The sequence below is a fragment of the Saccharothrix deserti genome, from assembly GCF_009769385.1.
In the GTDB taxonomy this organism is placed as follows: domain Bacteria; phylum Actinomycetota; class Actinomycetes; order Mycobacteriales; family Pseudonocardiaceae; genus Actinosynnema; species Actinosynnema deserti.
Map to the genome: position 1 here is coordinate 1 of NZ_VKAB01000101.1, position 9,234 is coordinate 9,234.

A 9,234-nucleotide genomic window follows, 5' to 3' on the forward strand; every position below is an offset into this window, starting at 1 on the left:
CTGCGGCGCTGGTGGAGGGCGTGGTCGGACAAGCCCCCGCCCGATGACCTGCAACAACTACTCGACACCCTTGCGCAAGGACAGGGCATCAACCTCTACCTGCCTCCGTGAAGTTAACAAACTACCGTTAAGCTCGGCGCCGAGGACAGGCAGGAGGAAACACCCCGGTATGCCGGCCATCGACGAGCAGGTCCACGAGGTCATCGAACTGGTGCGGCACGAGCGCGGCTTGGCGCTGACGCTGGTCGGCAGGTTCGCCAGGGGTGACGAGGGCGCCTACGAGGTGACCGGGCCGGACGGCGCTCGATTGGTGCTCAAGTGGTTGCCCTGGGGACGGGAGGCCCGGCATGCCGAGGAGTACGTGGAGCCGGCGCTGGCGAGGCTGCGGGCGGCGGGCTGCCGAATTCCGCGCCGGGTCGCCGCTGGGCGTGTGGGCGGGTTGTGGTTCGAGCTGCAGGAGTACGTGGCCGGCAGCCCGGTCGAGCACGTCGACGGCCTCACGCTGGAGCAGTTGATCGCGGTGGTCGACTGCGGGCGGGGAGCCGGTTCGGGGGCGGGCGGGGATTGGTGGGACTTCGTCCTGGGCGGGTTGGTCGAGGACCGTTCGCCGCTGTGTCGGCCGTCGGCGTTGGTGGGGTGCGAGCAGCCGGTTTCCGAGCTGCTGTCCCGCCTGCGCGCGTTGGCCGCTGCGGCGCCGCTGCCGGAGCGGGCGCCGGACGACCTGGTCCACTTCGACCTCGGGCCGGCCAATGTGCTTGTCGACGGCGGTCGGGTGGCGGCGGTGCTGGACTGGCAGTCGTGCCGGGCCGGTGATGCCTCCTACGATCTGGTGACCGTCGACTGGGATCTGGCGGCCTGGCCGAAGGCCGAGCCCGGGATCCGGGAGCGGCTGGAGGAGGAGATCGTCCGTACGACCGACCGCGGCGCGATGGTGGTCTACGCGGCGCACTGCGTGTTGCGCAACCTCACGTGGGCGAGCGGGACCGAGTGGTCCGAGCACATCGTGAGCACCGGCCACGAGTTCCTCGACCGCTGGGCCTCGGCCTGAGTTCACCGCGCGGGTGAGCCCGCGAGCACACCGTCCGGCTCGGCCAGGACCTCGTCGACGGTGATGCGCGCCAGTCCGGGGTCCACCTCGTTGGCGAAGGCGTCCCCGGTGGCGCCGTGCCACAGCACTCGGTGACGAGATTCCCGTGCCGGCGGACCCCACACCGTCGGTGCCTGTGGGGTGCCAGAAGTCAGCATTGATGCTCTGACCTGTGCGTTAGGCTGCCGCGGGTTCGTACTCGTTGATCAGGCCGCCGAGCCGGGGGAGCCGGCGCACCAACGCGGCGAGCACCGCGCGATCGGCCCAGTCCAGCCGCAGGCGGTTATTGGTCCGGGAACAGACCACGGCTACGACATGAACGACATCGGGAAGGAGTGTGAGGTCCACGCGCTGATCGCCCGTCACCTCAAGGCCTGCGGAGGGGCGATCGCGTCGTGCTTGCCATTGCAGTCAGGTTTGCGATACAAATCGCACTGCAAAGACAAGCACTGGGGGAGTGATGGCGGAACCTGACGCCGCAGGGTTGTTGGACGAGTTGAACTCGCTGCGCAGGCGTGCCCGGATCGCGCGGCACGGCTACTGGCTGCCGTCGGTCGTGATCGGCCTGCTGACGCTCGGCGCGATCCCGTTCTACCGGCCGGTCGACGAGTCCTGTCCGCCCGGGGTGCGCAGCTGCTCGCTCCCGTACCGCGGCACGGGCTTCGACGTGCCGGGACTGGGCAAGGTCGACCTGCTGCGGGTGTTCAACAGCGGCAACCTCTTCCCGCTCGCCAGCCCGCTCGCGCTCGGCCTGTACTGGGTGCTCGTGTTGCTGGTCGGGCTGGGCGCCACGGTGTGGTGGTACCGCTGGCGCGCGGTGCGCGCCGGGGTGGAGACGTCGACCGGGGCGTACGTGCGCGTCACGCTGGGCGGCCTGGTCGTCGTGCTCGGCATCGCGCTGGTCGGTGGGTTGATGACGGAGATCGCCCCCTACTTCCACTTCGGCTACGAGGGCAACCTGCTCGCCTCGGCGGTGTTCCTCGCGTTGCCGGTGGGTCTGGCGATCCTGTCCGACAAGGAGGTCACGCGTACCCGGTGGTACCGGATCGCTCTCATCGTCGGCTTCTCGCTGGCTGTCCTCCTCGGCGCGGTGGTGGTGAACAAGACCGGCGGGCTGATGTTGTTCGCCGCGGGCCTGCTCGTGCTGGCGTGGCTGGAACGCAGTCCGCTGTGCGCGGTGGTCGCGCTCGGGTACACCGGGTTCACGTTGCTGGCCAACGTGTCCTACATGGGCACGCTGTACTACCGGCTGGGGTGGCGGCCGGACAGCCGGCTCGACACGGTGTTCTCGGCGAAGGACGTCCTGCTGCCCGGCGCCATCGCCCTGGTCGGGGGACTGGTCGCGCTGGTCGCGGGTAGGGTTCGGCGGTGAGCGAACACCCCACCGCCGAGCTGGACGACGTGGTGCACCAGCGCCACCGGCTGGGTATCCTGACCGTGACGAGCGAGGCGAAGCGCGTCGAGTTCGGCTACCTCAAGTCCACTTTGGACCTCACGCCCGGCAACCTGTCCCGGCACGTGAGCGTCCTGGAGGTCGCCGGTCTGGTGTGCGTCGAGAAGGGGTACGAGGGCAAGCGCCCGCGCACGTGGGTGAGCATCACCGCCGCCGGACGCAAGGCGCTCGCCCGTGAGATGGTTGCGCTGCGTGCGTTGCTCGACCGGCACGACGAGCGCTGAGGGACTCGTACCGGTACCGCTCCAGGTACTGGGCTTGTCCCGTTTGACGGACATGATCCTCACCCCGTTTGGCGGAGTCGGGTTGCTGGAGTTCAGGCTGCTGGAGCGATCCTGGCGTGTCGGAGTTCGTATTCGATCGGTGTGAGCATGCCGAGTGCGCCATCGTCGACGGTCGAGCAGTTCGGTCTGCACTCGTCCCCAGAACGATTCGATCATGGCGTTGTCATAGCAGTCGCCGATCGAACCCGTCGACGGCAGAAGCCCGGAATCCTTGGCACGTCTGGTGAAAGTCCATGACGTGAATTGGACTCCGTGGTCGGAGTGGATCACCGTGACCGCCTCGCACCGTCTTGTGGGGTGCTGCCCTCCTTGAGCAATTCGGCGGCGCGACGGTGGACGGCGACCTCGGCCTCGAGTTCGGCGATCCGTCGACGCGCGGCGACCAGCTCGGCATTGTCGGTGCTGGTGGTACCGGGTAGTCGCCCGGAATCGATGAGCTCCTGGCGGCGCCAGCTGTAGATCGTCTGGTCGCTGATGTCGAGATCCGCCGCGACCTGGGCGACGCGGCGGCCGGACGCGACCAGGTCGAGCACCTTGCGCCGGAACTCGGGTGGGTACCGCTTGGGCATCGTGGGCCGTCCTCCGGGCTACTGAGATGAGTGATCATCCAGTAAGCCGACTCCGTACACCCAGGGGAGGATCAATCCGCAGGGGTGACGCCCGCGTCCGCCGCGTCGACCGGTCCGACGCTGACCGACACGGCGCCCTCGTACTGAAACGCGGAACCGGGCACCGGTCTGCCTCACCGATCGACACGGACGTCCGTCGTTGATCAGTTCATGTTGACGAGCACAAAGGTGTGCCTGCGGCTGTTCGTGGCAGCGGCGGCAGCCGATCCAGGGAGCGTCATGTCATCCTCAGCCCTGAACCGTCGCAGGTTGCTGCAGGCCGCGGGGGTTGCCGCCCTCGCGACCGCCGCGCCGGCCCTGGTGCCGTCGGTGGCTCCGGTCGCCGGGGCCGCGGTGGTGCCGCCGGTCCGCAACGACATCGGCGTCTCGGCGTTCCCGTTCGAACTCGAGCAGGTCCGCCTCACCGCCGGTCGCCGGCTGGACAACCAGAACCGCACGCTGTCCTACCTGCAGTTCATCGATGTCGACCGGCTGCTCTACAATTTCCGCGCGAACCACCGCCTGTCGACGGGTGGCGCGGCGGCGCTGGGTGGCTGGGAGGCGCCGGACTTCCCGTTCCGCACCCACAGCCAGGGGCACTTCCTGAGCGCGTGGGCGCAGGCGTGGGCGGTGCTGGGCGACACCACGTCCCGGGACCGGGCGAACTACATGGTCGCGGAGCTGGCCAAGTGCCAGGCCAACAACGCTGCGGCCGGTTCAACACCGGTTACCTGTCGGGGTTCCCCGAGTCCGACTTCGACGCGATGGAGGCGGGCTCGCCCAAGTCGGTGTCGTACTACTCGCTGCACAAGACCCTGGCGGGTCTGCTGGACGTGTGGCGGTACATGGGCAGCACCCAGGCGCGTGACGTGCTGCTGCGGTTCGCGGGCTGGGTGGACTGGCGGACGGGTCGGTTGACCACCGCCCGGATGCAGGCCGTGCTCCAGACGGAGTTCGGCGGCATGAACGCCGTGCTCGCGGACCTGTACCAGCAGACCGGGGACTCCCGGTGGCTGGCGGCGGCGCAGCGGTTCGACCACGCCGTCGTGTTCGATCCGCTGGCGGCCAACCAGGACCGGCTCGACGGTCTGCACGCCAACACGCAGGTGCCGAAGTGGATCGGGGCGGCCCGGGAGTACAAGGCCACCGGCACCACCCGCTACCGCGACATCGCGTCCAACGCGTGGGACATCACCGTGGGAGCGCACACCTACGTGATCGGCGGCAACAGCGAGGCCGAGCACTTCCGCGCCCCGAACGCCATCGCCGGGTTCCTGGACCGCGACACGGCCGAGGCGTGCAACACCTACAACATGCTCAAGCTGACCCGCGAGCTGTGGCTGCTGGACCCCAACCGCGCCTCCTACTTCGACTTCTACGAACGCGCCTTGCTCAACCACCTGATCGGGCCGCAGAACCCGGCCGACGCGCACGGGCACATCTGCTACTTCACCGGTCTCAACCCCGGGCACCGCCGCGGCAACACCGGACCGGCCTGGGGTGGCGGCAACCGGAGCACCGACTACGGCACGTTCTGGTGCTGCCAGGGCACCGCGCTGGAGGTCAACACCTCCCTGGCCAACTCGATCTACTTCCACAGCGGCACCACGCTGACCGTGAACCTCTACACCCCGTCCGTGCTGACCTGGTCGGAACGGGGCATCACCGTCACCCAGACCACGACCTACCCGGCATCGGACACCACCACCCTGACCGTGACCGGCAACGCGGGCGGGTCGTGGACCATGCGCCTGCGCATCCCGGCCTGGACCAGCGGCGCGACGATCAGCGTCAACGGCGTCGCCCAGAACGTCACCACGACCCCCGGCAGCTACGCGAGCGTCACCCGTTCCTGGGCCTCCGGCGACGTGGTGACGCTGCGCCTGCCCATGCGGGTGATCATGGTGGCCGCCAACGACAACCCGGGCGTCGCCGCCATCACCTACGGCCCGGCCGTCCTGGCGGGCAACTACGGCAACACGGCGCTGTCCGCGCTCCCGTCGCTCAACGTCGACTCCATCACCCGCACGAGCACCTCGGCGTTGGCGTTCACCGCGACCGCGAACGGTGCGACGGTCAACCTCGGCCCGTTCCACGACGCCCACGGCTACAACTACACCGTCTACTGGAACACCGGCGGTGGCACCGACGCGGGTTACCGGCTGTTCAACGCCGCTACTGTGGTCGATCTGGCGCCGCCGCCACCAAGCCCACGCCCGCGCAAGCCGCTACCACCGCCAGGCAGCCCTCCAACCATGGAGACGGAATCTCCGACGACCGTGGTAGACGAGCCCCGGCAGCCCGTGAGAAGGTGACATCCCGTGCTGCCAGTGATCTTCATTCATGGTCTGATCGGCTCATTCGCCGACCCACGTGCCCTCGCGCCGCTCCTCCCGGCCCCTACCCTCTGCCCCGACCTGCACGGTTACGGGGCCGATGCCCGGGCCGAGCCCGGCACTATCACCATCGACATGCAGGTGGAATACCTGCGTGCGGCCATTGACCGGGCGCTGCCGGGCGGTCGCGTCCATCTGGTCGGGCATTCGGTCGGCGGCGTGATCGCCGCCGCGTTCGCCCACCGGTTCCCGGAGCGGACCGCAACGCTGGTCAGCGTCGAGGGCAACTTCAGTCTCGCGGACGCTTTCTGGTCGCAGCGGCTGGCAGCCAAGACAGCCGCCGAGGTGGAGCAGATCGTGCAAGCCGACCGTGCTGATCCCGGGCGGTGGCTGCGCGCGGGAGGCATCGAGCCGACCAGGGAGCACCTCCGCTCTGCGACACAAGACCTGGCCTACCAGCCCGCTTCGACCATCCACGCCATGGCTCGTGCTGTCGTCGAGTACACCGCTGGACCTGACTACCAGCTGCTGCTGCGGGACGTGTTCGAGCGCGTCCCGGTCCATCTGGTCGCCGGGGCCCGCTCACGCGCGGGGTGGGACGTGCCTACCTGGGCTCTGTCCGCCGCTGCCAGTTACACCGAGCTTCCCCGCACGGGCCATATGGTGATGCTGGAAGCGCCCGAGGAGTTCGGCGCGCTCCTCGCCGGGCTCCTTGCCCCGGCGTCAGCAAGCCAGGTCAGCACCCCAGAGTGACTGCTGGGGACGGTGCCGACCGCGACCGGCGCCCACTGGGCCAGAAGGAAAACTCACGTGATCACTTGTCATCTGCGCTATGAGATCGACCCCAGCCAGACTGTCGCGTTCGAGACGTACGTGACGGGGTGGATCCCGATCGTCACCCGCTTCGGCGGCACGCACCACGGCTGCTTCTTGCCGCACGAAAGCGCCAACGACATCGCCTACGCCCTGTTCTCCTTCCCCAGCCTGGCTGCCTACGAGGACTACCGGGCTGCCATCCGGCAGGATCCGGAAGCTCAGCAGCTCTGGCAGCTCAGCACCGAGACCCGCTGCATCCGCCGCTTCGACCGGACCTTCCTCCGCCCGGCAATGCAACCGTCAGGCGGCGTTGAGGCCACTTAACCCGCTCGCAGACGGGTGTCCTGACCGGCACTGTTCGGCAGGGACACTCCCCGGCTCACTGGCACCGACTCCTCCACACCACTCCACGACCACGAAGATCACGATCTACAGCTGGAGTACTAGGCTTGAAAAGAGGATTCGCACCGGAGATAACCTACCGTGGTTTCAATAGGGGTGAGTTTCGTTCACCCTGACGAGTAGCGACGTGAGATCGCTTGACGTAAGTTCATCACGTGCGGGGACACCGGCGCTGTCCTCGTCTTGCTGAAACCTGTCCGTCCTTTTGTGAAACGGCGGCTTCGGCGGCTGGCCGATGCCCGACCACTTCCCGGACTACCCCTCCCGCCGGCAGACTTCTCCCGTGGCACCTGCAGCGCGTCCAAAGCATGGGTCGTCACCTTCAGTGACAGCGTCCGGCAGCAGATCAGTGGCAGCGGAGTGCACGTGATGGCGCTGTGCCCGGGCTGGGTGCGCACCGAGTTCCACGAATGCTCGGGCATGGACACCTCGGGGATCCCGGCCTTCCTGTGGCTCGACCCGGACCGACTCGTGACGGCGGCACTGCGTGATCTCCGGCGGGGCGTCGCGGTCAGCGTGCCCGGCCTCGCGTACAAAGTCGTCATCGGACTCGGCAAGACCCTGCCCCGACGCCTCACCACCAGGCTGTCCGCCCGCACGGGCAGCCGGCACGACCACTGAACGGCCGGATCACCACATCGCGCGGCCTGGTGCGCCGGATTCGTCGCCACGCTCCTGGCCACCACGTACGGCTTCGGCACGCTGCTGAGCCGGGCGCTGCGGCACACGGTCACCTGTGTAGTTTCAGATTTTGGAAGAATGGTTTCCGGAATTCGAGGAAAAGCGCTTCCCGTTGCGGAAAGGAGTATCGTCTTCTTGACGTGCGACGGTTGTGACGGCCAATGTTGTGACGCGCCGAACCTGTCGAGTCGACTCCGCGGTGTGTTCGCGGAGGCGGGGGCCTGGCACGCCACATCAGCGGCGGTTGTGACCGGCGCCGAGGCGTCGCGAGGATTCCCGGCACTTGGCGGCCGGGCGTCTTCGTGGGCTGGAGACCGAGCTGCGGCGGAACTCGATTGTTGTCGTTTGCGCGTAGGCGTGGAGAAGGGCGGGATGACGTGGTGCGGGAGTTGGTGGCCGGCAAGACCGGTCCCGTGCGGGACGCCGTGCTGCTCAACGCGGCGTGCGCGATCACCGTCCACAGTGGCTTGTCCGCCGACCTCCACGCCGATCTGAGCGCCGCGATGCACCGGGCGACGGAGGCCGTCGACTCAGGGGCGGCGGCGGACCTGCCCGAAGTCGAGATCACGTGATGAATGTTCGCGGTCGGTGCATTCGATGATGTCGTGTCGCCAGTCGGGAGGATGGGACGAATGCGAATGCCGTTCGACGTGCACGCCACGGTGCGCGCGGACTTCGAGCGCCGCTGGTTTCGGGCGTACCCGATGATGCTGGTCGGCTTCTTGGCGGCGCCGGTGGTGAGTGTCGCCGGGGTTGCTCTGTCCGATTCCGGCGGGTTGTGGGGCCTGGGATTGCTCGCGCTCGGCTGCGCGCCGCCGGTGTGGTTCGTGGTGGAACGGATCTACGTGCATGTCGCGAAGTCGTGGGGACCCATGGTGGTGTGCTCCGGCGCGGTTCAGGCGCTGGCGATCGCCTGGCTCACACACCAGGCGCCGCCTGTCGTGTCGACGCTGGTTGCCGCCGTGCTGGGCGCGCTCCTGGTGGAGTGGGCCTGTTCCGTGCTGTTGGACCCGACCGGTGGAGCGATCGCGGCCACGACGCTTGGTATCCGCAGCCGGGAGCGCCGTGTGCGCGGTGCGGCGGGTTGGCCTCGGCGCGCGTTCGCGGGGTTTGACGGGGAGTGGTTGTACTGGTGCGTCGGCGCCGGACCGTCGGCTTCCCATGTGGTCGACGGAAAACTGCGGCTCCAGGAGGTCGACGGTGTCTGGGTGGCAGACGCCACCGGTCTGCCCACCGGCCCGGTGGTCGTTGTCCGCACCCCCGACCGGCAGGTCCAACTCGTCGTCGGTGACCCGCACCACTTCGCGGCGCTGCTCGACCGCCGGGTACGTCTGCTCGGCGTATCCGGCTGGACATGAGTTGCCGTGCGACGTCGCAATCAGCTCTTCGCACTGAGTGCGAGCTGGACCGACGCTGTGCTTGCCGAAAATGGCGTCCGTGCAACCCGCGTTCCGCAGATGATGTAGCCGTCTGGTCGGTGAATCTGGGGGTTGAGCTGGGGAAACACCGACTGGCCCGGTGACGGGGCGTGTCACTAGGCGGTGGGATCGGCGCAGGTCAGGGGGCT

Annotated in this window: 11 protein-coding genes and 3 pseudogenes; 10 read left to right on the forward strand and 4 right to left on the reverse strand. The window is 68.3% G+C overall.

All coding sequences use genetic code 11. From position 1 onward, the window contains the following. The first annotated feature begins 169 nt into the window (after nt 1-169). Nucleotides 170-1,048: a phosphotransferase gene (locus FM051_RS48910; RefSeq protein ID WP_158854702.1), complete on the forward strand. Its 879-nt coding sequence runs from the start codon at nt 170-172 to the stop codon at nt 1,046-1,048. 2 nt (nt 1,049-1,050) lie between these two features. Here FM051_RS48910 and FM051_RS53550 read toward each other — a convergent pair whose 3' ends face one another. Both FM051_RS53550 and FM051_RS53555 read right to left on the reverse strand, forming a co-directional pair. Further along, nucleotides 1,051-1,176, reverse strand: coding sequence for a hypothetical protein (locus FM051_RS53550; RefSeq protein ID WP_274383914.1), 126 nt, complete (start codon nt 1,174-1,176; stop codon nt 1,051-1,053). 88 nt (nt 1,177-1,264) lie between these two features. Next, nucleotides 1,265-1,393, reverse strand: coding sequence for a hypothetical protein (locus FM051_RS53555; RefSeq protein ID WP_274383915.1), 129 nt, complete (start codon nt 1,391-1,393; stop codon nt 1,265-1,267). A gap of 154 nt (nt 1,394-1,547) precedes the next feature. Between FM051_RS53555 and FM051_RS48925 the strand changes: the two genes are divergently transcribed. Both FM051_RS48925 and FM051_RS48930 read left to right on the forward strand, forming a co-directional pair. Beyond that, a complete protein-coding gene (locus tag FM051_RS48925; protein ID WP_158854704.1) occupies nt 1,548-2,459 on the forward strand; it encodes a hypothetical protein in 912 nt (303 codons plus the stop codon). Further along, nucleotides 2,456-2,764 carry a transcriptional regulator gene (locus FM051_RS48930; protein WP_158854706.1) on the forward strand — a complete coding sequence of 103 codons (309 nt, stop codon included), beginning with the start codon at nt 2,456-2,458 and terminating at the stop codon, nt 2,762-2,764. The genes FM051_RS48925 and FM051_RS48930 overlap by 4 nt, the downstream gene beginning before the upstream one ends. A gap of 150 nt (nt 2,765-2,914) precedes the next feature. Here FM051_RS48930 and FM051_RS54390 read toward each other — a convergent pair. Continuing rightward, nucleotides 2,915-3,094 (reverse strand): annotated as a pseudogene (locus FM051_RS54390) (IS3-like element ISAar24 family transposase); the annotation flags it as partial. Beyond that, nucleotides 3,091-3,393: a transposase gene (locus FM051_RS52905; protein ID WP_158854708.1), complete on the reverse strand. Its 303-nt coding sequence runs from the start codon at nt 3,391-3,393 to the stop codon at nt 3,091-3,093. The pseudogene FM051_RS54390 and the gene FM051_RS52905, both read right to left, overlap by 4 nt. Before the next feature lie 279 nt (nt 3,394-3,672). Here FM051_RS52905 and FM051_RS53560 point away from each other — a divergent pair. The 7 genes and pseudogenes from FM051_RS53560 to FM051_RS48970 all read left to right on the forward strand — a co-directional run. Beyond that, nucleotides 3,673-4,068, forward strand: a pseudogene (locus FM051_RS53560) (beta-L-arabinofuranosidase domain-containing protein); the annotation flags it as partial. A 53-nt stretch (nt 4,069-4,121) separates the two neighbouring features. Next, a complete protein-coding gene (locus FM051_RS48945; protein WP_238413247.1) occupies nt 4,122-5,747 on the forward strand; it encodes a beta-L-arabinofuranosidase domain-containing protein in 1,626 nt (541 codons plus the stop codon). 6 nt (nt 5,748-5,753) lie between these two features. Continuing rightward, on the forward strand, nt 5,754-6,521 hold the full coding sequence (locus tag FM051_RS48950; protein WP_158854710.1) for an alpha/beta fold hydrolase: 768 nt from the start codon (nt 5,754-5,756) through the stop codon (nt 6,519-6,521). Nucleotides 6,522-6,578: 57 nt separating this feature from the next. Beyond that, nucleotides 6,579-6,908 carry an NIPSNAP family protein gene (locus tag FM051_RS48955; protein ID WP_077005877.1) on the forward strand — a complete coding sequence of 110 codons (330 nt, stop codon included), beginning with the start codon at nt 6,579-6,581 and terminating at the stop codon, nt 6,906-6,908. Nucleotides 6,909-7,355: 447 nt separating this feature from the next. After that, a complete protein-coding gene (locus tag FM051_RS53565) occupies nt 7,356-7,607 on the forward strand; it encodes an SDR family oxidoreductase (RefSeq protein WP_158854712.1) in 252 nt (83 codons plus the stop codon). A gap of 434 nt (nt 7,608-8,041) precedes the next feature. Then, nucleotides 8,042-8,239: pseudogene (locus tag FM051_RS48965) on the forward strand (anthranilate phosphoribosyltransferase); the annotation flags it as partial. A gap of 60 nt (nt 8,240-8,299) precedes the next feature. Beyond that, nucleotides 8,300-9,025 carry a hypothetical protein gene (locus FM051_RS48970; protein ID WP_158854714.1) on the forward strand — a complete coding sequence of 242 codons (726 nt, stop codon included), beginning with the start codon at nt 8,300-8,302 and terminating at the stop codon, nt 9,023-9,025. Nucleotides 9,026-9,234 lie beyond the last annotated feature (209 nt).

What these genes read in the sequence shown, in the direction of transcription:
- FM051_RS48925 (WP_158854704.1), top strand. Translation starts at nt 1,548, where the DNA reads ATGGCGGAACCTGACGCCGCAGGGTTGTTGGACGAGTTGAACTCGCTG.
- FM051_RS52905 (WP_158854708.1), bottom strand. Translation starts at nt 3,393, where the DNA reads ATGCCCAAGCGGTACCCACCCGAGTTCCGGCGCAAGGTGCTCGACCTG.
- FM051_RS53565 (WP_158854712.1), top strand. Translation starts at nt 7,356, where the DNA reads ATGGCGCTGTGCCCGGGCTGGGTGCGCACCGAGTTCCACGAATGCTCG.
- FM051_RS48970 (WP_158854714.1), top strand. Translation starts at nt 8,300, where the DNA reads ATGCGAATGCCGTTCGACGTGCACGCCACGGTGCGCGCGGACTTCGAG.
- FM051_RS48910 (WP_158854702.1), top strand. Translation starts at nt 170, where the DNA reads ATGCCGGCCATCGACGAGCAGGTCCACGAGGTCATCGAACTGGTGCGG.